This window comes from Paenibacillus sp. FSL R5-0341 (assembly GCF_037975235.1).
Lineage (GTDB): Bacteria > Bacillota > Bacilli > Paenibacillales > Paenibacillaceae > Paenibacillus > Paenibacillus amylolyticus_A.
The window spans coordinates 3239040-3260642 of the sequence record NZ_CP150241.1 but is presented as its reverse complement, the minus strand read 5'-3'; the positions used below and the strand labels follow the sequence as shown (position 1 = coordinate 3260642).

The 21603-nt window shown below is 43.9% G+C and carries 16 protein-coding genes; 6 read left to right on the top strand and 10 right to left on the bottom strand.

Annotated features, from left to right (window positions below; translation table 11 throughout):
- Nucleotides 1–53: 53 nt before the first annotated feature.
- The 3 genes from MKX75_RS14585 (at nucleotide 54) to MKX75_RS14575 (ending at nucleotide 3504) form a co-directional block, all read left to right on the top strand.
- Nucleotides 54–1616: an extracellular solute-binding protein gene (locus MKX75_RS14585; protein ID WP_175623688.1), complete on the top strand. Its 1563-nt coding sequence runs from the start codon at nucleotides 54–56 to the stop codon at nucleotides 1614–1616.
- Nucleotides 1617–1704: 88 nt separating this feature from the next.
- A complete protein-coding gene (locus MKX75_RS14580) occupies nucleotides 1705–2595 on the top strand; it encodes an ABC transporter permease subunit (RefSeq protein ID WP_062834473.1) in 891 nt (296 codons plus the stop codon).
- Between the two features lie 18 nt (nucleotides 2596–2613).
- On the top strand, nucleotides 2614–3504 hold the full coding sequence (locus MKX75_RS14575; RefSeq protein WP_076331200.1) for a carbohydrate ABC transporter permease: 891 nt from the start codon (nucleotides 2614–2616) through the stop codon (nucleotides 3502–3504).
- Between the two features lie 39 nt (nucleotides 3505–3543).
- On the opposite strand, the gene MKX75_RS14570 is transcribed toward MKX75_RS14575, so the two are convergent.
- Both MKX75_RS14570 and MKX75_RS14565 read right to left on the bottom strand, forming a co-directional pair.
- Complete coding sequence (locus tag MKX75_RS14570) at nucleotides 3544–5289, bottom strand: sensor histidine kinase (RefSeq protein WP_339170238.1); 1746 nt, start codon at nucleotides 5287–5289, stop codon at nucleotides 3544–3546.
- Between the two features lie 28 nt (nucleotides 5290–5317).
- On the bottom strand, nucleotides 5318–6934 hold the full coding sequence (locus tag MKX75_RS14565; RefSeq protein WP_339170236.1) for a helix-turn-helix domain-containing protein: 1617 nt from the start codon (nucleotides 6932–6934) through the stop codon (nucleotides 5318–5320).
- A 188-nt stretch (nucleotides 6935–7122) separates the two neighbouring features.
- Between MKX75_RS14565 and MKX75_RS14560 the strand changes: the two genes are divergently transcribed.
- Entirely contained in the window at nucleotides 7123–7398 is a 276-nt protein-coding gene (locus tag MKX75_RS14560) for a hypothetical protein (protein ID WP_076331197.1), read from the top strand.
- Nucleotides 7399–7544: 146 nt separating this feature from the next.
- Here the strand turns inward: MKX75_RS14560 and cydC are convergent, their stop codons facing one another.
- The 5 genes from cydC to MKX75_RS14535 all read right to left on the bottom strand — a co-directional run bounded on the left by cydC (nucleotide 7545) and on the right by MKX75_RS14535 (nucleotide 15291).
- Complete coding sequence (gene cydC / locus MKX75_RS14555) at nucleotides 7545–9272, bottom strand: thiol reductant ABC exporter subunit CydC (protein ID WP_339170234.1); 1728 nt, start codon at nucleotides 9270–9272, stop codon at nucleotides 7545–7547.
- Nucleotides 9269–11092 (bottom strand): thiol reductant ABC exporter subunit CydD, encoded by a 1824-nt coding sequence (gene cydD, locus MKX75_RS14550; RefSeq protein ID WP_339170233.1) that lies wholly within the window; start codon nucleotides 11090–11092, stop codon nucleotides 9269–9271. Before cydD ends, cydC begins: the two co-directional genes overlap by 4 nt.
- A gap of 14 nt (nucleotides 11093–11106) precedes the next feature.
- Entirely contained in the window at nucleotides 11107–12120 is a 1014-nt protein-coding gene (locus MKX75_RS14545; RefSeq protein WP_339170232.1) for a cytochrome d ubiquinol oxidase subunit II, read from the bottom strand.
- Nucleotides 12120–13484 (bottom strand): cytochrome ubiquinol oxidase subunit I, encoded by a 1365-nt coding sequence (locus MKX75_RS14540; protein ID WP_339170231.1) that lies wholly within the window; start codon nucleotides 13482–13484, stop codon nucleotides 12120–12122. The genes MKX75_RS14545 and MKX75_RS14540 overlap by 1 nt, the downstream gene beginning before the upstream one ends.
- A gap of 415 nt (nucleotides 13485–13899) precedes the next feature.
- Nucleotides 13900–15291: an MFS transporter gene (locus MKX75_RS14535; protein ID WP_339170229.1), complete on the bottom strand. Its 1392-nt coding sequence runs from the start codon at nucleotides 15289–15291 to the stop codon at nucleotides 13900–13902.
- Between the two features lie 108 nt (nucleotides 15292–15399).
- Between MKX75_RS14535 and MKX75_RS14530 the strand changes: the two genes are divergently transcribed.
- Nucleotides 15400–16275 carry a LysR family transcriptional regulator gene (locus tag MKX75_RS14530; protein ID WP_339170475.1) on the top strand — a complete coding sequence of 292 codons (876 nt, stop codon included), beginning with the start codon at nucleotides 15400–15402 and terminating at the stop codon, nucleotides 16273–16275.
- 30 nt (nucleotides 16276–16305) lie between these two features.
- Nucleotides 16306–16872, top strand: a complete 567-nt coding sequence (locus tag MKX75_RS14525; RefSeq protein ID WP_339170227.1) for a GNAT family N-acetyltransferase — start codon at nucleotides 16306–16308, stop codon at nucleotides 16870–16872.
- Nucleotides 16873–16931: 59 nt separating this feature from the next.
- On the opposite strand, the gene MKX75_RS14520 is transcribed toward MKX75_RS14525, so the two are convergent.
- From MKX75_RS14520 to MKX75_RS14510, 3 genes are all read right to left on the bottom strand, one after another.
- On the bottom strand, nucleotides 16932–18122 hold the full coding sequence (locus MKX75_RS14520) for an MFS transporter (RefSeq protein WP_339170225.1): 1191 nt from the start codon (nucleotides 18120–18122) through the stop codon (nucleotides 16932–16934).
- A 133-nt stretch (nucleotides 18123–18255) separates the two neighbouring features.
- Nucleotides 18256–19680 carry a 6-phospho-beta-glucosidase gene (locus MKX75_RS14515; RefSeq protein WP_339170222.1) on the bottom strand — a complete coding sequence of 475 codons (1425 nt, stop codon included), beginning with the start codon at nucleotides 19678–19680 and terminating at the stop codon, nucleotides 18256–18258.
- Between the two features lie 28 nt (nucleotides 19681–19708).
- Nucleotides 19709–21598 (bottom strand): beta-glucoside-specific PTS transporter subunit IIABC, encoded by a 1890-nt coding sequence (locus tag MKX75_RS14510; protein WP_339170220.1) that lies wholly within the window; start codon nucleotides 21596–21598, stop codon nucleotides 19709–19711.
- Between the last annotated feature and the right edge of the window lie 5 nt (nucleotides 21599–21603).

The window sequence follows — 21603 nt, the reverse complement described above, 5'->3', positions numbered from 1 at the left end:
AAGGGGGAAAAGAAATGAACAAGAAAACGAAAACTTTAGTCTTGTCTTTATGCATGTCAACCTTATTACTCGCAGCCTGTAGCAATGGAAGCAGCACGGAGAAAGATTCAACTACGGACCCCGATTCCAACGAGGCTGGAACGACAACCATTCACACCGTGACGTCAGAATACACTTCTGCCAAGTATCCAAAGGGCGATGATATCACAAACAATGTGTGGATTAAGCGCTACAAGGAGAAATTCAATATCGATGTCAAAACAGACTGGGTCAGCGATGAGTATGATACAAAACTTAATTTGGCTATCGCATCCAACGATCTTCCTGACGTATTCAGGGTGAATCCATCACAACTCAGACAGTTGGTCGAAGCAGACATGGTCATGGACCTTTCCGAGGTCTTTAATCAACACGCTTCAGATCGTCTCAAAGGTTATATGGAAGCAGATGCAGACAGTTACGAATCTGGAAAGAAGGACGGCAAGCTGTACGGCATACCACAGATGCACTGGGGATTAATTGAACAACCAGACTTCATCTGGATTCGGAACGACTGGAAAGAAGAATTGGGAGTCCAGGATCCGAAGTCTGTGGAAGACATCAAGAATATTGCACTGAAATTCATGGAAAAGCACGGAGGTTATGGTATAGCGGTAGATCAATCGTTAGATTACCTCAACCTGCTCGCCATTGCATGGAATGCGCATCCGGATATGTGGATGGAGGATAACAGTGGAAAATTAGTGTATGGATCAGTGCAACCCGAGATGAAGAATGCGCTGGCTGAGTGGTCAGAATGGTACAAGCGAGGCATCATTGATCCGGAATTTGCAATCAAAGACTTTAATGCGATGAACGCGGACATCGTAGCCGGCAAAGTGGGCATGCAGCCTTATTACCAATGGTGGGGTTATAATCCGGGTGTCGATACGGTATCCAATCTAGGTAAGGACGCCATCTTCTACCCTTATATCATCCCTACCGTCGATGGGAAAGAAGCAAAACAATCCATCTTCTTCGCCAACAACAATTATATCGTCATGAAAAAGGGATTTAAAAGCCCTGAAGAAGTGATCAAAATTTTGAACGACTATGCTTATATTGTTGATGAAGGCAATGGCAAGGAATCCACAGAAACGCTATCTGCCTTGCTGGACAACGATATTGCCCATGTAGTTGGAGCGTTCCGTGTACTTAATCCGAATTCCGATTACGAGCAATTTGAGGCGGTCTCCGCTGCCCTTCAATCCAAGGATACGAGTGGACTCACGACTTCGGGAATGTGGCAAAAATATAACAACAGTGTGGAGTTCATGGAGAATGCTACACCAGGAGCAGTCGGCGACTATTTGCAACAAGGTGCTCCAAAGAATGCGTATGGTCTTGCCAAGAAAGTACTCGACAGCGAGAACTACACCAAGACGGCCCTATGGGGTGTTACGCCAGAAATCCTATCAAGCTACGGCACAACCTTGGATGATATCCTGACCGAAGGCTTCACCAAGATTATTATGGGTAGCGAAAGTATCGATTATTTCGATGTGATTGTCCAGAATTGGCGTGCAGCCGGAGGCGATGACGCAACCCAGGCAGTCAATGAGGCATACGGAAAATAATGAGTCTGTTGCCAAGAAGGGATGGGAATGTTCTCGTCTCTTCTTGGTAGCGGTTACAATATATCGCACCAAGAACGGAGGAATACGAATGCTGAGCAAATGGAAGCAACAGCGTGCTTACCATCTCATGTTGATCCCAAGCCTGGTTCTGGTCTTCATCTTTAGTTACATCCCTTTCTACGGACTTATTATTGCGTTTCAGAAGTACAATCCGGGCCTCGGGTTCAACTCGCCATGGGTAGGATGGGATAATTTTAACCACATCTTTAATCAGCCGAACTTCGTAAGAACGATCTGGAATACACTGTACATGTCTGTCTTCAAGATTATCGGTGGTATAATCGTGCCCGTTATTTTCGCATTACTGCTCAACGAAGTCCTGCATAGTGGAATTAAACGTACATTCCAAACACTTGTCTACATTCCGAACTTCCTCTCCTGGGTCATTATGGCCGGCATCATGCTGGATATCCTTAGCTCCGACGGCATTATCAATACATTTCTAGGCGTTTTCGGGATTGCACCGATCTCCTTTCTTGGCACACCCTCTATTTTTCCTTGGACTATGATTGTAAGTGACATATGGAAGGGCTTCGGCTTTGGCACAGTTGTTTATTTAGCAGCCTTAACCAGCATTGACCCGGGACTTTACGAGGCCGCTGTGATCGACGGAGCGAAACGGTGGAAGCAGACCATCTACATTACGTTGCCGCTCCTCATGCCAACGATTGTTTTAATGACTGTATTGTCGCTTGGAAACGTACTCAATGCTGGCTTTGACCAAATCTATAATCTCTACTCCCCTGTTGTTTATCAGACTGGTGATATTATTGATACCTATGTATACCGTCTGGGAATTCAGCAGGCACAGTATTCAATCGGTACCGCTGTTGGGTTATTCAAATCCATCATTTCCAGTGTTCTCGTTGCTGTATCGTACATCCTGGCCTACAGGGTAGCTGGTTATCGCATCTTCTAAGAAGGAGGAACTAACACTATGATCTATGATAAAAGTATGAGCAGGCGTTTGTTTCTTATCCTAAACTACACCATATTGCTTCTGATCTCTCTACTGTGTATCCTACCGTTTATCAACCTGCTTGCTGTTTCATTCAGTAGCAGCGCGGCTGTATCGGCGGGAAGTGTTACGTTCTGGCCTGTGGAATTCACGACAAAGGCCTATGAATTTGCATTAACTGGAGGGTCCTTCTTCTCCTCCCTCTGGGTGGCCATCCAGCGAACCGTTCTCGGAACGTTGGTGAATCTGGTACTGATCGTGCTCACGGCTTATCCCCTCTCCAAGTCAAAACAAAAATTAATGGGACGTAATATCTATATGGGATTTTTCATCGTAACCATGTTATTCAGCGGTGGACTCATTCCAACCTATCTCGTTGTCGTCAAAATGGGACTGATCGATTCCATATGGTCTTTGATCCTGCCTGGGGCTCTCCCCGTATTCAGCATGATTATTCTCATGAATTTCATAAGGGGTTTGCCCGAGGAAATTGAAGAATCAGCAATTATCGATGGTGCAGGACCTGTACAGGTATTGCTTCGTATTCTACTCCCGCTCCTCAAGCCCGCTCTGGCAACAGTCGGTTTGTTTAGTATCGTCGCCCACTGGAATTCATGGTTCGATGGCATTATCTATATGAACAATCCAGCCAATTATCCATTACAAAGCTACCTCCAGACCCTTTTGCAGAGTTTTGAGCAAATCATGCTGAAATCTGGATCAGATTATACGCAGCTGTTATCCATGATGAACGCCAGAACGGGGCGTGCCGCTCAAATGTTCTTGGGTGCCATTCCGATTTTACTCGTGTATCCGTTCTTACAGAAATACTTTACCAAGGGGTTGGTGCTAGGTAGCGTCAAGGGGTAAACAAAAGGGCTTGCAGTTCAACCTGCGAGCCCTTTTGTTCTATCTAAACTCTGAGATGGCCGGCAGCAGAATGGAGAAAATGGTACCTTCACCTACTTTACTCTCTACCTGTATTCCATAGGGTTTACCAAAATGAAGTTGAATCCGCCGCTGCACATTATGCAATCCAATGCCATTCGTTCCCGTACCTGCACCGGACTTCTCTTCCATCAAATTCTGCATCGTATGATGATCCATGCCGACGCCATTATCGCAGACTTGGATCACAACTTCATCCAGCTGTGGTTGAATCCGAATGGTAATGATTCCGTCTTCTTCGAGTTCGGCGAGTCCATGAAATATCGCATTCTCCACAATGGGCTGTAGAATCATTTTGGGCATGCGATAATCCAGCATTCGATCCTCAACCTCATATCTCATTTGAATACAATCATAGTACCTGACATTCTGAATCGTTACGTAATTCGCTATATTATCGAGTTCTTCACGAATGGTTACGAGGGTTCCATCGGATTTGGTTGCATAACGAAGCATCGAGATTAGTGCATCGGTCATTTCCACGATTTTGTCAGCCTGTTGCATCGAGGCAATCCATTTCACCGACCCCAGTGTGTTATACAGAAAATGAGGCTTGATCTGGTCATGGAGCGCACGCATCTCGGCCTTGGCTTTCTCTATCTCTTCCTGCTGCATCCGTTCGACCATCCGCTTCAATTCATGCGACATTCTGTTGAATCGAATGGATAAATGTCCAATCTCATCTCTGGAGGCAATAGGTTCAACTTGTTCAAATTGACCTTTCTCGACCAAAGCGATATTTCGGAGCAGCTTCTTAATCGGAGTTGTAATGACATGAGATAGAAAGATGGATATAACCGCAGCAAAAAGAACAATGACAATGGCGAGTGTCACCAGATTACGGCCCAAAATTTTGCCATCAGCAGTCAGCTCATCCAAGGGCATATATAGGTACGTTGTCCATTTTTGCTGACTAAGGGGACTGGTCACTACGACATTTAATGCTTCAGGCGGACGAACGTTGTCACGGAACAGTGTACCAATTAATCGGTCGTTTACGTTATATACAATCTTGTCATTCTCATCAACGATCATGAATCTGGAACGTAGCCCTTCCTGCAAGTTGCGGTTGACGATTTCAATGAATTTGATATCAATGCTCACAACGATCACGCCAAGCAGTTCACCACTAGCCACATCATGAATTTTGCGAGCATGTGACACTGCCAGTATTTTATTCTCCAATTGCTCATCGATTCGTGTTGTGAGCGTAATGGTTCGATCATTATCGTGCATGAACTTTTTGAACCACAATTCGTTCGCCACTTTGAAGTCTGGGTCAATAGGTTGATGTGGACTGACGAACAGGTCTTCTCCCCCGTTCATATTGTAGAGGTAAATGGAGAATACGCGATCCTTCATCATGATATAATTCATCAGAATATTGTATGCGGCAATCTCACTTTGTTCGTTACCCTCCCGTAGAAAATCCTGGATCGGAAAACTTCCTTCATGGGTCGCAGATAGATTGTTGCTTAGGCCATTGCTGGCTAACAGCGTGATTTTCTCAATCTCCTTGAGGAACTCGTCGATACGAATATTCGTCTGTTTGGCCAGATCACTTAGCAACGTTGTATAGTTCTGTGCCAATAACCGCTCTGACGAGTAGTACGAATTGATTGTCATTACCAATACAGGAAGGATAATGACTGTCATACAGATCACCATAATTTTGTGCTTGATTTGGAAGGGTTGGACAAGCTTCATATGCTGCACCTCTATTCACCGGTTACATTCATGCCTGCTGTCGTTCTCGATATTCCTCTGGAGTGACACCTACCGATTTTTTAAAAATCTTACTGAAGTACGTGTAATTATGGTAGCCCACTTTTTCTGCGATTTCGTACACTCTCATTCCTCTACTCAATAGATACGCCTTGGCATGTTCAATCCGAACTCGTGTCAAGTACGTGATAAAGTTCTCTCCTTTTTCCTGCTTAAACAATCGGCTGAGATACGACGGATTAACACTGATTTGGCTAGCGATACTTTGCAGCGAAATATCCTCGGCATAATACTTGTCGATCAATGCAATGGCGAGGTCTGTATACGTACTTTCCTGCTTCATTTGGGAATCGGTTTTAAAGTAATGCGTAATGTGAGCAAGCATATCCTGGTGAATATCCTCCCAGTACTCACCCTTCAGAACAGTTTCATATGGCGATTTCTCTGTTAAAGAAGGTGCACCTCTTTCCGTAGCTCGGGATAGATGGGAGTGTATCGTTTCCATTACCATGATATATTGCTTGCGAATGCTATTCTCATCCGCCTGCTGCGCTTCCAGGTCCGAGCGAATTCCTTCAAGGAACTCCTCCGCCTTTTGGATGTCTTTACTTACCCACAACTTCATAAAATCTCTTTCTTGTTGCGGGCTCAGAGCTCCTTTTACTTCATTTCTATCGGGGGATTGAACCATATCATCGTAATACAACACCTGGTTGCTCCCTGTGAAGAAACCCTGTTGTAGAGCCATTTCTGCCTCTTGGCAGGCCATTTTAATGTGAGATAAACCGGAAGTCATTTTACTCACACCAGCCGTGAGTGATAGATTCATAAAATCCTTGATTGAAGACAGCAATTTATTACATAGTTTATTCAAGTCGGCGTGTACAGATTGGCTCTCTGGAAGTACATTAACGATAAGCCAATATTCAGAAGAACTTTCAACGAAAATCTCTTTCTCCCATTTCGATGGAATGATCTCTTCCATAATATTAAGCATCGAAAACCGGAGTAGCTTCTCCCCCTTTTCAATATATTTCCTCTTCGCATCCTCGTAATAGTTCACGACGAACTTGATGACGACCAACTGGTCCGATCGTATACGAAAATGCAGTTCTTCCGCTTTAGTGACAATATCCTTTTCACTTATGAATCCGCTTACAATATCTTGGAAGAAGGTGTCCTTTAGATGTCTTAGGCTGTTGGAATAATCATGTGCCCTAGAAGATGTGTAGGTTGGATGAACATGTTCGCTTTGTAGTTTCTGTCCAACGGTACTCAGAAGATCGATAAGGGCAGTTTCTGTAATCTCGCTTTTAATCAAGTAGTCTGAAGCGCCAAGTTTTAGTGCCTTTTTTACATAATGAAATTCGTCAAAGTTACTCAGAATGACATACTTACAGGTTTTCAGTACGTACGAAGCCTCTTGTATAAGCTGCAGCCCATCCATAATCGGCATCTTGATATCCGTAATAATTAGATCAGGCATCACTTTGAGCGCAAGGTTCAATGCCTCTTTTCCATTTCCAGCCTCACCAACAACATAGAAGTTGTACTCTTCCCAATTCAGCATGGAACGAATTCCAACCCGCATGAGCAATTCATCATCAACGATCATCAGTTTATACATGCGCATCCCCCAACATGAACCATTTTTAGATATTTTACCATTAAACGATCCGTTGCAAAGGTGTCTAGCGAACCTTCTTGAGTTGAGGATCTTCAAAAATATCACTTTTACAGAACGTATGTTCCTGTTATAATTAGATTATCGAATTATATGCAGTATAGAATCCCTACCTGGAAAGGATACATCTCATGAATTTATACAAGTTTGAATTAACGGTGAATGGATATCTGTTACGCGTTCATTTCAGTGCATCTGAAGAAAGTGGACTGAAGTGGTGCAAACGAATTGCTTCAGAATTCCAGAATAACGTTGCCAATTTGGAGATCAAGGTTGATATACATAAAAAGCAGAAACAAAAGAATGCATGGGAATATCACGGAAAACCGTATCTGTATGATCGAACGTTGAGGAAAAAACCACTTACCAAGAAAAATAAAGCGTCTGAATCTTCTGCTGTTATGTAAAGATGAATTAACATTGCGTCTTAACGGTTATCTTCAATGGATAGAGAAAAAGACTAAAGAACGGATAACTGATGATAACATCAGTAACGTTCTTTAGTCTTTTTTGAGATACTACCGACACCTTGAGTAGGACTGATCTTACATTCTCACGCCCCGATGTCTCCAATCATTTGTCGTTCAATTTGTTTCATCTCATAAAAGTATCCTTTTTGCTCCATCAACTCGGTAAAGGAACCTGATTCCACGATCTTGCCTTGGTCCATGACCACAATCCGATCCATCTCTTCCAGTCCCGTAAGCCGATGGCATATAAGGAGAAGTGTATCTTCGGATGCCTGAGCCAGAAGATGCTGCAATACACGTTGCTCTGTGACGTAATCCAGTGAAGACGTCGGTTCGTCCAGAAGCCATAACCGTCCTTTGCGCAGCATGGCCCGTGCCAGAGCCAGCCTCTGCTTCTCGCCATCCGATAGGTTCTCTCCTTTTTCATATACCATATCGGTCAACGATTTATTCGGCAATTGTACTTTATCCAGCACATCCGACAGTTGTTCATCCGAATGTTCTTCTCCATTCAGCAGCAGGTTATCCCGGATGGTTCCCCGGAAGAAATGACTTTGCTGCAACACGACATTCGCGTTTTGCCAGATGCTCTCTTCATTCAGTTCCTGCACTGGAACATCGTTTAACCGTATATCGCCAGACGTTGGCGTACGCAGCTTGAGCAGCTGATCGATAATCGTTGACTTGCCTGACCCGCTTGGGCCAACAATCGCTGTTTTGGAGCCTGCTGCAAGTTGCAAGGAAAGCTCCCTGAGCGCCGGTCTCCATTCACCTTCATATTGGAAGTTAACACGAGATAACTCGATTGAAACTGCATGATCGCCTGACACTTTACCGCTTGGCTGTACAGGTTGCACATCGGAGGTCGGCACCGTTTCTGACAGTCGCTGAGCGGCGTGTTCGCTATCCTGCTTATACAAAGGTAATATAGCCATTGCCGCAGCTTCTTCGAACACGGTCTGTGTGGCCAAAATCAGCATGGCGAGGAATACACCGGCAAACGTTCCATTCACAATTAAGAAAGCGCTCAGTGCCAGCACACCCCATGTAACGAGATACGTTACAAAAACATGCATGGATTGCCCTCGCAGCAAGTGCGAAGCCGCTTGTTTCTGTTCTATTGCCAATGCAGCGGAAGCCTGCTGAAGCTGTTGCTCACGTTGTTCTAATTGGCCGTATACTTTCAGATCACGGAAACCATACAACACTTCGGTTACTTCCGTGGACAGCAAAGCTCGTTGCTGGCGGACACGTCCGTGTATTTTTCGCTGACCTAACAAGACAATGCCTGGTACAACAAATGCCGTGATTAGCATGCCTAGTACTAACAAGCACGCAATCCAGATCGAAAAGGCCGACGTGAACAGCATGGTAGCCAAGAACACCATAACGACCATGATTGGTGGATACGCGACTCGCAAAAAGTAATTTTGCAAGCTTTCCACATCACCTACGATTCGCGCAAGCAGATCCCCGCTTCGATTTTTGTTCAATATACCCGGCGTTACCGGAATCAGTTTGGCAAAAAAGGACGTCCGTAAACGGCTCAGCATGGAGAATGTCGCCCTGTGGGAATACAAGCGTTCTCCGTAGCGGCTCGCCGCTCGAAGGAAACCAAGCAGTTTAACCATCGAGGTGAGTACAATTAAGGTGTACAGCGGTGGCGCAAATACCGTTTGCGATATCATATACCCGCTCGCGGAAAAGAGAGCTACACCTGCTATGCCGGCGATGAATCCGCCCAAAATGGAAAGCAAGATATCCTTGCGTTCCTGAATCATCGCTTTTGACAAAATCGTCAGCTCATTCATGCTAACCCTCCTTTCCGCCCTACATCCACCATCTCTGCATACTGCGGCAAACGTGCTAGAAGCTCGTTATGATGACCTGAATCCACCAATACCCCATTGTCCATAAACAAAATATTGTCCGCATGTTGAATCGTATATAACCGGTGTGCCACCGTAATCATCGTTGCCGTTTTGGCTAATGACGCAATGGATTGTTGCAGTACCCGCTCGGTATGCAGATCCAGTCCCACGGTGGGTTCATCGAACAAAATGACAGCGGGTCTCTTCAGAAAAGCACGTGCCAAGGCAAGTCTTTGCTTTTCCCCACCAGATAATCCCCGGCCCCCTTCACCAACAAACGTGTCTAATCCCTGCTCCAATTGTGCAACAACGCCAGCAAGTCCTGCTTCCTCTGCCGCCTGCTCAATTTCAACTCTGGAGACGTTACGCCCTGCCCCAATCGCAATATTCTCGGCAAATGTACCTGCAAAAATATACGGATGCTGTGTAATGTAGCTAACACGCTCGAACCATGCAGCCTCATCATATTGCGAAAGCTGGCTGCCGTTAACCAGAACCGCTCCCGAATCTGGTTTCAGCAAACCGGCAATGAGATGAAGCAGCGTGGTTTTACCTGAGCCACTTTTGCCTACAATAGCGATCTGTTCTCCCGGTCCAATTGAGATCTGTCCTGTCTCAAGTCCAAAGGAATCAGGTGCGTACTGGAATCTGACATCGTTCAGTTCAATGGCCGGGGGCATTGTTATCAACTCGGCCCGAGCTGTACGGAGCTCTTCCGTCTGTGCTGTTGCATCCACATCGGTTTTATCGCTTTGATCCGATCCTTCTTCTGACTTCGTTTGTGTGCTCTTAATACTTGTTTCCTCAAGCATCTGTTCCACCTTACGAATCGCCCCCATACTGGTTCGCCCACTGTGAAAAGCCGTTCCCGTATTCTTCAGCAGACTGTAAAACTCAGGGACGAGTAACAACACGAGAAAGGCCGTGTGGAAGCTCATCGATTTGAAAACGAGTAACTGGATAGCGAGTTCAAGCGCGACGATACCAATGCTTAACATCACGATCGATTCCAGCATAAACGTATTGGTAAATGCAATCTTCAAAATGCCCATGGTGGCATCACGATAACCTAGACTGCTGCGTTCAATCTCCTGCTGTTGACGTTTAGACCGTCCGAATATTTTTAACGTAACCAGCCCTTGAAGCGAATCCAGAAACGTACCGGAGAACTCGGCCAGTTGCGCGTATTTTTCTTCTGATTTGTTCTTCGTCTGAAGCCCCACCAAAATCATAAAGAGTGGAATAAATGGTGCCGTAAACAGCATAATCCAGCCTGTGTTGGCGTGCTGCGTAAATGTAACAACCAGAATCAGAACTGCGATCATCGCAGCTTCCATCATTCGTGGCATGTACTGACTGAAATAACTGTCGGCTTCATCTACAGCATCCAAAGCAACGCTGACCTTTCCTCCCGTCTGTCCACGAAGGGTTGAAGGCATGGAAGCTTGAGTCAGTTTTTGCAAAACGGCTGCTCGCATATTCGTCTTGGCGCGTGCTGCCATATGCAAGCCCACTTTCCCATTGCCATACGTCAACAGTGTACGTACAGCCATAACAGCCAGCAATAGAACAAGCAACAGGATCACGGATGAAAAGGAAGCTTTCTCTACAAAGATTCGCTGGACTGCTTCAGCCACCAATGTGGCCTGACTTACAATAGCTACACCAAGCGCCAGCGAGATGATCGCAAGGAAAAGCCTGTTTTTTCGTTGTAAAGACATTTGCTGCGAGATCAGATTGGATTTGGCTCTCCTCTTCATGGAACGCTCCTCCTTTATTTTTTCCCTTTCACATAATCCGCGTCAAACAGGAACAGTTTGAAGACCAGAATCAGAGAAGGAATTAACAGGCACAGACCACCGATAAACACGACCACTAGAGCGAAGCCCATTGCAGGCGATGTGGCGCTGCTCTGAATCGTGATGTATGGATCAAGAATGTAAGGATATTGCCCAATGCCGTAAGCGAAAAAGGCTGTGAAAAATTGCAGCATGATACATATAAAAGCTAATCCGTAACGCCGTCCGTTATATAACAGCCACATAGCAATCATGAAAAACGCAACGGAAAGCGCCAGTAGCCACCATAAATCCATCATATTTTGAAAATGACGCTCATTGTGTTGACCCAAATATATAAATGCAGTCAGCGCGAGAATAATGGTCGGTGTGCTCCAGAACAATGCATAGTTCCGCATCAGCTTCAATGCCGAATGATCCTCTGCCCGTGAAGCGTAAAATGTGAGAAATGATCCGCTAATGAACAATACGGACACGATGGCTAGACCAACGATGCTCCACGATAATGGATTGGTGAACAGCGCCCAGTAATCCAGGGAAACGGTATCCCCCTGCTTCAAAATAAAGCCACCTTCAGACAATGTCAGTGCTACTGACAACGACGCCGGAATAAGCAAACCTGTAGCTCCGTATAGAAACAAGTACACGATACTTTTTTTGGAACCATAATTTTCGAAAGCATAGAACGACCCACGAATGGCAAGTAGAATGACGGCAATACTTCCCGGAACGAGCAGCGCGGAGCCATAATAATAGGCCGTATCTGGAAAGAAGCCGACGATGCCAATATAGAAAAAGACAAAGAATACATTGGTGATCTCCCAGACCGGTGATAGATAGCGAGAGATCAGACGATTAATCAGGTGATCCTGCTTCGTCAGGCGTGCATAAAAGGCGAAGAACCCTGCTCCAAAATCAATGGATGCTACTATAAGATAGCCGTACAAGAACAGCCAGAGTACCGATATACCAATCAACTCATAACTCATTATGCCTGCTCCCCTTTCTCGGCTGATTGATCATGCTTCTCTTTCAACCATTTCTCCATCTCAAGTTCAGCAGGATTGTTATTGAACAACCTTCTCAGTACGACGACACACATAACGCCTAGCAGGATGTAGAGAAGCAAGAAGACGAAAAATAAAATTCTCACACTCGGTGAAGAAGTAGCGGCCTCTTCTACCCGCATATAACCTCGGATGATCCATGGCTGTCGCCCCACTTCTGCATAGAACCAGCCCATCTCAACAGCCAGAAAAGCAAGCGGTGCACTGAGTGCAACCATACGAAGCATCCACTTGTTAAACTGATTACGTTTCTTCCAGAACACAAACAGGAAGTACAGACTTGATATAGCAAGCAGAGCGAAACCTATTCCAGCCATTAGATCAAACAAGTAATGCACAAGTAATGGTGGATGCTCGTCTGGTGGAAATTCATTCAACCCGGTTACTTCGGCATTAAAGTCTCCAAAGGCAAGGAAGCTGAGCAGCTTCGGCAAATGAAGAGCGCCTATAATTTCATGCTCAGCATTCAACCATCCCAATAAAATGAGATCCGCGCCGCTTTCTGTCTCGAAATGCCACTCTGCAGCTGCGAGTTTCTCCGGCTGATGCTCAGCCAAAAACTTGGCAGATACATCTCCAGCTAAGGAGTTTAATAAACTGAATACGAAAACTACGGCCATCATGAGATTCAAGCCTTTTTTGTGGTAGGACGACACTCCTTTTCTCAGCATCGCAAAGGCTGCAATTCCTGCTAACAGTGCAGCTCCTGTCAAATAGGCTGAGCTTAATACATGGAACACCTTGGAGAACGTCGCCGTATTCAGCATCGCTTGTACGGGGTTCACTGCCATGAATTGACCTGCTTCCATGACAAAGCCTTCAGGCTGGTTCATGAATCCGTTCACTGTTGTAATAAAAACAGCAGACATGCCTGCCCCGGCGACAATCGGAATGGTCAGCAGCCAGTGGATATACGGATTTTTAAACCGATCCCATGTGTACAGATAAATGCCCAGGAATATCGCTTCAAAAAAGAATGCGAACACTTCCATAAATAGTGGCAGTGCAATGACATTCCCGGCCAGCTTCATAAAATTCGGCCATACCAAGGCCAACTGCAGTGATATCGCTGTACCTGTCACGACACCCACAGCCACAGAAATGACAAACCCTCTGGACCACCTCTTTGCCATAAGTATGTAATGGTGATCCTTCTTCCGAATACCGATGAACTCTGCAATAGCAATCATCAAAGGTACGCCGACACCAAGCGTTGCAAAAATCACGTGGAAACCGAGCGTCAAACCCGTCACCAGCCTGCTCCATAACACCGTATCAATAGCCATTCTTTGTGTTGCCTCCTTTCAAACTCTGTTTCATTTTTGTGATCAATTTTTGCTTAGGACAAGGTCTGCTACTCATTAGTTGCATTAAATACCAGGTTTGGACGTTCCTAATCGTTCATGTGAACGAATTAAGAGAAAAATTTCACAAAGTAAATGACAACGATATCTTGCCACATGTTCTTTGCGTTTACTCCTGTTGATTCCTGATATCAAATGCATAGAAAATGCTCTGCAAGACCTAATAATCAAAATTATTATATCTTTATTTTTATCTAATTCAATCAAAGTCACGTCTTCTACCCTAAACGTTCAAGAAAGGATCAACTCTTTCTGACAACTTGGTGAAAAACAAAAAAAACACCCAATGGAGCTATTGATTCATTGGGTGCAACCGTGGTATTAAAGGGCGTTTCGCTTAGTTTACCTGCTCTGGATTCACCCCATCCTCCTTGCTACGTATGCTCATAATGATTAACGATGCAGCAAGCACTGTAAGGATGACGCCAAGTATCTGAAATCCTGTCACACTGAATGTATCTCCCATGACGATCCCAATCAATAATGACGATAAGATGGTCCCCAGGTAGCGTGATGTATTAAAAATCCCCGATGCTACACCGATCATTTCTTTGGGTGTGCTTTTGAACAGAGCTGCTTGCATGCCAACTGCGTTTAAGCCGTTACTTATGCCAAATAAAGCTAAAGCAACAATGATAATGACGATTGGGGAAGTTTCGTTCATGACGGCGATAAATAGCGAGCCGACTGTCATTAAACCAGCGGATACGATCAGAGCTGGTCGTGATCCCGATCTGTCAATCCAGCGCCCGGCGATCGGAGAAATAATTAGTGAACACACCCCCAAGGCTAGCATACTCATTCCTGTATAGACTTCATTGAGATGACGTACCTGCTTCAAGTACGTAGGAACGCCAAAAAAAAGAGCGTAAAACAGGATGTTCACCAGCATGTATTGCACATTGACCCACGTCATTTCGGGGTATATGGCAAACGTTCGCAAAGGGATAAAAGGTGTAGCTGCTTTTAATTCATGTCGTATGAATATAACTAGTGTAATTATGCCGATTCCTCCTGTCAGTAGATGCCAAGATGAAATATCTCCTGTGGAATTCACTGAAAGTAAACCAAGGAGTAGAGTCACCAAGGCTAACGTAAACATCAGGATACCTGGTGCATCAATTAACGCAAGCCATTGCCGAATGGACATATGAGCAGAGATAGACGGAGATGTCTCGTCCTTCGGGATGCTTTTCCAGCCGAACCAAAAGCTTACCATGACAAACGGAATATTAACGATGAATATGCTATGCCAGTCCCACCAATGAATCAATACACCACCAATAAAAGGTCCAATTGCAGCTGCTCCAGAGAGGAATATCGCCAAGGTAGACAAGGCGGATGCTTGTTTTTCAGTCACGTTCATTCTCACAATCGCCATTCCGACAGCCACCATCATGCTTGTGCCAATCGATTGAACGATTCGAAATACGATAAGCCATGAAAAGCTGGGAGACCATGGAGCTAACATGGATGAAACGAAAACAATAACAAGACCCATGAGGAAAATCTTCCTGCGACCAAACAAATCACTACACTTGCCCATGACGGGTTGAGCCACAGCACTGGCAATGTAGAACGATAAAATAATCCACGAAACGGCTGTAAAATCAAGTTGATACACGAGTTGCAATCTTGAGATAGCCACAGAAATCATGGAGGAATTTAACGGATTCAACATGATTCCGAGTCCAACAGCTAACATCAATCCTTTTTTTCCAACGTTCATTGGTGCACCTCTCCTTCTTCTGCTGTCATCTTACTTGAAACCATTCATTTATTCCAACGCATTGTATGTTATGATTTGATGTATTAGAAGGAATGAAGGATGGTGCAAATGGAGCTTCTTCAACTCAGATATTTCCTGACGGTGGCCCGATGCGAGCATGTTACGGAAGCCGCAGGAAAGTTACACGTCACTCAGTCCTCCCTGAGCAAAACGATACAACGATTAGAGGACGACCTGGGCGTCCCTTTATTTGATCGAATCGGGAGAAAGCTGCGACTAAACGACTTTGGGAGAACATTTCTTCACCGAACTGAAAAGGCTTTGTTTGAACTGGAACAGGGACAGCGGGAAATCGCTGACCTCTACAATCCGGATCAGGGTACACTGCAATTGGCAGTGACTACGGCGAGCACATTGCCCGGCATACTGCGGGAATTCCGGAAAAACAAGCCGGATATTCAGTTCCATGTGCAAATGGTTTCGTTAGAAAACATGTCCAGACTTCTACATCGGGGCGAGGTGGACTTTTGTCTCTCCTCCCCTCCGATTGAAGGTGACGATATCGAATGTCAGATGCTGTTTGACGATCCGATCGTAGTCGCTGTTCCTATGGGTCATCGATATGCAGACCGAAGTAGCATTCAATTAACTGAGCTTAAGGACGAGTGGTTTGTTGGGGTAAAGCAAGGGTATGGTGTTCGTGATATGGTAGATTCCACATGTCAATCTGTTGGTTTCCTACCGAAGTATGTATATGAAGGTGATGAGCCTGCAAGATTAACCGCCCTTGTCGAGGCGGAGATCGGTCTCGCATTTATACCAAGCACGGCCAGAAACCCAAATGAACGTGTTAGATTCTTGCAGGTAGAGGATCACAGACTCGTTCGGGAAATCGCTCTTCTTTCGCACAAAAACAGGTATATTTCAAAAGCCGCTTTAGCATTTCGTAGCGTAGTCATGAACTATTTCAGTGCTATGTCTTGAGGGGAAATTTAATCCGGAGGAGATATCATTTTGAAATTAAAAGCAGAAAGATTTGATTATATTGCAGAGACAGAACGGCTAGTCATTAGACCATTACAGAAAGACGACTATGAAAATTGGTTGAATGAGTTCGAAAATCGCTCGCCCTCTCAACACCGCCATGATAAAGGGAAAATCGATATGAGTGAGTGTACGCTGGATTGGTTTCACGATCTGGTAGATCGACACCAGGAGTTAGCGCGTACAGATGCCGTTTATGTATTTGGTGTGTTTAGAAAGCATGATGGTACACATCTGGGTATGATTGATATTGCGACCTTGGCAAGAGATCATTTTCAATGGGGAAGTTTCGGATACACGATCCATAATCAGTATTGGCAAAAAGGTTATGGGAAAGAAGCTGTGAATGAAGCACTTCATATTGCATTCGAACATCTGAAATTCCACCGCATAGAAGCTCATATTAATGTGGATAATACCCCTTCCATGAAACTAGCAGAGAGTGTTGGTATGGAATTTGAATGTGTACGTAAAGGGTTTATACACGAAAATAATGAATGGACCGATCATTTGGTTTATTACAAAAATTCTAATTAAACGGTTTATACAACTCACTCTAAAACAAGGGAACTTCATATCAAGAAGTTCCCTGTTTTCTATGTTTGTTGAATATTCTTCTTTTTGCGATGAAGGGTTACTACTCCAAAACTGGCTACTGACATCAACAATAGGATCATTGCATTACTGGAGACTAATGATTGCACTGTATCTAGTTGCAACAGTTGAGTAATTAACCTTCCTTCATACGGCGAAAGTGTGGCTCCCAAGTTATACGAGATCAGAACAATGGTAGTACCCAACTTTGCCATTTTCGCGATTTGTTGAGCAAACGTATGCAATAAATAGGGCATTATACAGCGGAATGAAAACCCGATGATCATTGAGCAAATGGTAGTAAGAATGATACTTTGCGATAATGTGGTAACGAACATCGAGCTTCCAAGTAACAGAATCGATAATGGAACGATATAGTTACCGAATGTTTTGTATACTTTTCCAAAAGAAAAGCCGGCAACAAAAGCTCCCAAACCTATAAATGCAATCATATTGCTTCCGTTTGTCGCAGTTCCAATATTTTTTTCCAAAATCAAAGGAGTAATCTGTAAATTATAATTGATGAAGATAGCTACAATCACAAATAATAAGAGACCATAGCCAATCATGACTTGAAGGGCTTTTTTATTATTTGTTTGGCTTGAATTCGTTGTGGCCGCTTCTCTTCTATTAAGCTCTTTTTTATCAGAAGGAACAAAAATCAGGAATGCAATGAAAATAGGAAGTGCCAGGGCGTAGACATAAAATGATGTGTGCCAGCCCATTTTCAATAGTTGACCAACGAGTAGTGTCAGACAAATGCCTCCTAATCCCTCAAAGGCACTTTCTAAGCCAATAACGGTTGCTTGTTTACCTGGATTCTGATGATACATATCACTGATCATCTGAATGATGAGCCGATTAAACAAACCTACACCTAACCCAAACAAACAGCGAGAAATGAACAGTAACGAAAAAAGGTCATGATACAATGCAGGAAATACTCCCGCAATGAGAACAAGTCCTAATCCAGTGAGTATAGTTGCTTTCTTCCCAATCAGAAGTTCAAGTCGATTAGCGATTAACACACCAAGAATAACAAATAATGAAGGAATAGTCGTTAATAATCCCACATGCGTTATCGATATCTCTGGAAAATCATTGGCTATCGCAGGAATGTTAGCGGCAATCACTGGACCTGAAGAAATTAATAACGCAACGGACAATAACGAATATGTTCTAAGCTTCTCCATGGATATTATAAAAACCAACTCCTTTACTGTTTGTATTTGCTCCATATGGCCAGTACTTAGCGCTCGATGCTGCGATAAATGGATAAAGCAGTAACGCATAAGTCGATGACTTCATACGTTACTGCTCAGTCGATTAGAGTTCTTTGCCGTTACTTTGGATAACTTTTTTGAACCATTCAAAGGATTTTTTCTTGCTGCGTTTCAACGTACCCTTTCCAGCGTCATCTTTGTCGACATGTATGAAACCGTATCGTTTACTCATCTCTCCAGAACTTGAGCTTACTAAATCAATGCAACCCCAAGATGTGTAACCCAACAAGTCAACGCCATCTTCTTCCACTCCTTTTATGAAGGCTTGGATGTGTTGACGCAAATACTCGATTCTATAATCATCCGCAATATATCCCGTCTCATCAGGAGTATCTATCGCTCCTAATCCATTCTCAACGATGAATAATGGCTTTTGATATCGATCATACAAGGAGTTCATTGTAATTCTTAGACCTTCAGGATCGATTTGCCATCCCCATTCACTCGTTTTCAAATGTGGATTGCGCAGTGTCGGAAACAGGTTAGCTGCCGTTTGTGTGTTTACTGCCGGATCTGCACTGGTCAATCGTGAACCATAGTAACTGAACGAAACGAAATCAACCGTATTATTTTTCAAGCATTCCTCGTCCCCGTCTTCCATGGCTAAGTGAATATTCATTCGTTCTAACATTTTCTTGGCATAGTTTGGGTATTCTCCTCGGGATTGTACATCGACGAAGAAGTAATGCTCGCGATCCCTTGTCATGGCTTTCCAGACATCATCTGGTGCACATGTATACGGATAAGTGTTGGCACCTGCTAACATACAGCCGATCTTCATTTCCGGGTTAATTCTACGCGCAATTTCAGTCGCTTTTGCACTTGCGATCAATTGATGATGAGCTGCCTGATATTTCACAGCGTCCTCATTCTCACCTTCTTCAAACACTAGACCTGAGCTTCCAAAAGGTAAATGCAACAGCATGTTGATTTCATTAAAGGTAAGCCAATACTTCACTTTATCTTTATAACGGGTGAAGATCGTTTCACACAGTTTCTCATAATAATCCACCATTTTTCGGCTTCTCCACGATCCAATGGTTTTCACCAAATGAATAGGGACGTCAAAGTGGGTGATGGTGACAAGAGGCTCAATGCCGTATTTCAAACATTCATCAAATACATTCTCATAGAATTGCAATCCCTCTTCGTTGGGGAGCTCGTCATCTCCATTAGGGTAGATCCGCGTCCATGCCAAAGATAAACGGAAACACGTAAAGCCCATCTCTGCAAATAAAGCAATGTCTTCTTTATATCGATGATAAAAATCAATAGCCTCATGACTTGGATAAAAATGCTCTTGATCACACTCCAACATTTTTAATTGCCCTCGCATGACAGGAACACGATCTTTCCCTGCCGGGATCACATCAACTGTAGATAATCCCTTGTTGCCTTCGGCATATCCACCTTCACATTGATTAGCAGCAACTGCCCCACCCCACAAAAAGTCTTTTCTTAAAGTCATTAAAACACACTCCTAACTTGTAGTTTTATTAAGCTTTGACAACCAACAATGTGTTGTTAAAATCAATATTTTTTTGACTTGTCTCTGCAATCACATCCGAGTAACTGTACGTATTGGTTACAATAACAGGCGTTTGAGTGACATATCCTTCTTCTCTGATTTTTTCCAGATCAAATGTCAGCAAAGTCTGTCCCTTCGTGATTCTCTGACCTTCTTCAACGAAAGCCTCAAAATATTTTCCGTTCAGCTTTACTGTATTTAAGCCGACATGAATAAGAATTTCGACTCCTTCATCGGATAATAGTCCAATAGCATGTTTCTTAGGAAATAGGGACACAATCATACCATCAAATGGAGCAATGACTTTCCCCTCGCTGGGTTCAATAGCAATTCCTTTACCCATTGCCTCTGAGGCAAACGCGACATCCTGTACATCCTGAAGTTGAATGAGTTGACCTTTAAGTGGAGTTGAAATACCGGAATCTTTAATTGGAATGACTTCATCCGCAACACTACTCACCTCATTCATACTTGAAACAATATTTTGTGAAGGTGCGTCTTTTTCATATTTCAAACTGAGCAAATAGGTAAGCACAGCAGTTACAACAGTTGTTATCACAAGGGCGATCAAAATATTATATAGATTCCAGATATTTTCACCAATGTACAGCGGAATCGCCGGGATTCCTGAAGCGCCTGTTGCGTAACGGGAAACATCCATTAGCCCTGCAAAGAGTCCCCCACTGGCAGCTCCAATCATACCCGCGACAAGTGGGTATCTCTTCGGTAAATTTACACCGTAAAGAGCTGGTTCCGTGATTCCCATCAACGCTGTGATCCCACTGGAAGTAGAAATTTGTTTTAATGCTTTATCCCTGGTTCTCATCCCTACAACTAATGCCGCAACACCTTGACCTATACAATTGATCATCGCTCCAGGACCGAGGATATTCTCATAACCTGATGTGGTGATTTGAGCAATGGACAGTGGAACAATATTATGGTGTAGTCCAAACATAACCAGTATTGGCCAGAAGGTTGCAACCAGGAAAATAACCAGCCAGCTACCATGTGCGCCCAAGAATTCAAAGCCCATCGCTAAATACGTTCCGAAAAATGACCCCAGTGGTCCGAATACGGTTAAGGCCAGAATTCCCGTCACTAAAATAGTGAACATGGGAACAAAAATAACTTTTACTGCATTCGGAATGATCCTTTTAAACATAGATTCAATATATGATTGTGACCAAACTATTAAGAGAATTGGAACTACAGATGAACTATAAGATACAAGAGTTAGCGGGATTCCAAAAACACTTACGTCAGTTCCATCTACACGCAATTGCGTCAAGTTTGGATGGAGCAAAATACCAGCTAAAACGAGAGCTAACACGGGACTGCACTTTAATTTGTTTGCAGCCGAAAATGCCAACAAGAATGGTAAAAAGTAGAAAATGGCATCCGACATAAGACTTACGACATAGTAGGTTTGGGAATCTTTTGAAATCCAGTTGAACAAAATAAGCAGAGCGAGTAGTGCCTTGATCATTCCAGCACCAGCAATAGCAGGAACAATCGGACTAAATGTTCCGGAGACGAAATCGATTAGCTTCCCCAAAATACTAATTTTTCTAGCTTGAGTTGGTTCACCCGATGAACTCGCGTTAGGTTTAAGTTGTTTGATCACTTCTTTGTAAACGTCTTCAACATGTGTGCCGATAACGACTTGAAATTGTCCGCCGCTCTCAACCGCATCAATAACGCCATCAAACGACTTAAGCGCTTTTTGATCTGCTTTACTGGTATCATTCAGTGCAAATCTAAGCCTAGTCATACAGTGAGTCAGAGTGGATACATTCTCACTACCGCCCACTTTCTCTACAATATCTTGAGCCAACTTCTCGTATTTCTTGCTCATCCCAT

Bases quoted from the DNA above. Each gene is read 5' to 3' on its own strand.
- MKX75_RS14585 (WP_175623688.1), top strand. From the start codon at position 54: ATGTCAACCTTATTACTCGCAGCCTGTAGCAATGGAAGCAGCACGGAG.
- MKX75_RS14580 (WP_062834473.1), top strand. From the start codon at position 1,705: ATGCTGAGCAAATGGAAGCAACAGCGTGCTTACCATCTCATGTTGATC.
- MKX75_RS14575 (WP_076331200.1), top strand. From the start codon at position 2,614: ATGATCTATGATAAAAGTATGAGCAGGCGTTTGTTTCTTATCCTAAAC.
- MKX75_RS14570 (WP_339170238.1), bottom strand. From the start codon at position 5,289: ATGAAGCTTGTCCAACCCTTCCAAATCAAGCACAAAATTATGGTGATC.
- MKX75_RS14565 (WP_339170236.1), bottom strand. From the start codon at position 6,934: ATGTATAAACTGATGATCGTTGATGATGAATTGCTCATGCGGGTTGGA.
- MKX75_RS14560 (WP_076331197.1), top strand. From the start codon at position 7,123: ATGAATTTATACAAGTTTGAATTAACGGTGAATGGATATCTGTTACGC.
- cydC (WP_339170234.1), bottom strand. From the start codon at position 9,272: ATGAATGAGCTGACGATTTTGTCAAAAGCGATGATTCAGGAACGCAAG.
- cydD (WP_339170233.1), bottom strand. From the start codon at position 11,092: ATGAAGAGGAGAGCCAAATCCAATCTGATCTCGCAGCAAATGTCTTTA.
- MKX75_RS14545 (WP_339170232.1), bottom strand. From the start codon at position 12,120: ATGAGTTATGAGTTGATTGGTATATCGGTACTCTGGCTGTTCTTGTAC.
- MKX75_RS14540 (WP_339170231.1), bottom strand. From the start codon at position 13,484: ATGGCTATTGATACGGTGTTATGGAGCAGGCTGGTGACGGGTTTGACG.
- MKX75_RS14535 (WP_339170229.1), bottom strand. From the start codon at position 15,291: ATGAACGTTGGAAAAAAAGGATTGATGTTAGCTGTTGGACTCGGAATC.
- MKX75_RS14530 (WP_339170475.1), top strand. From the start codon at position 15,400: ATGGAGCTTCTTCAACTCAGATATTTCCTGACGGTGGCCCGATGCGAG.
- MKX75_RS14520 (WP_339170225.1), bottom strand. From the start codon at position 18,122: ATGGAGAAGCTTAGAACATATTCGTTATTGTCCGTTGCGTTATTAATT.
- MKX75_RS14515 (WP_339170222.1), bottom strand. From the start codon at position 19,680: ATGACTTTAAGAAAAGACTTTTTGTGGGGTGGGGCAGTTGCTGCTAAT.
- MKX75_RS14510 (WP_339170220.1), bottom strand. From the start codon at position 21,598: ATGAGCAAGAAATACGAGAAGTTGGCTCAAGATATTGTAGAGAAAGTG.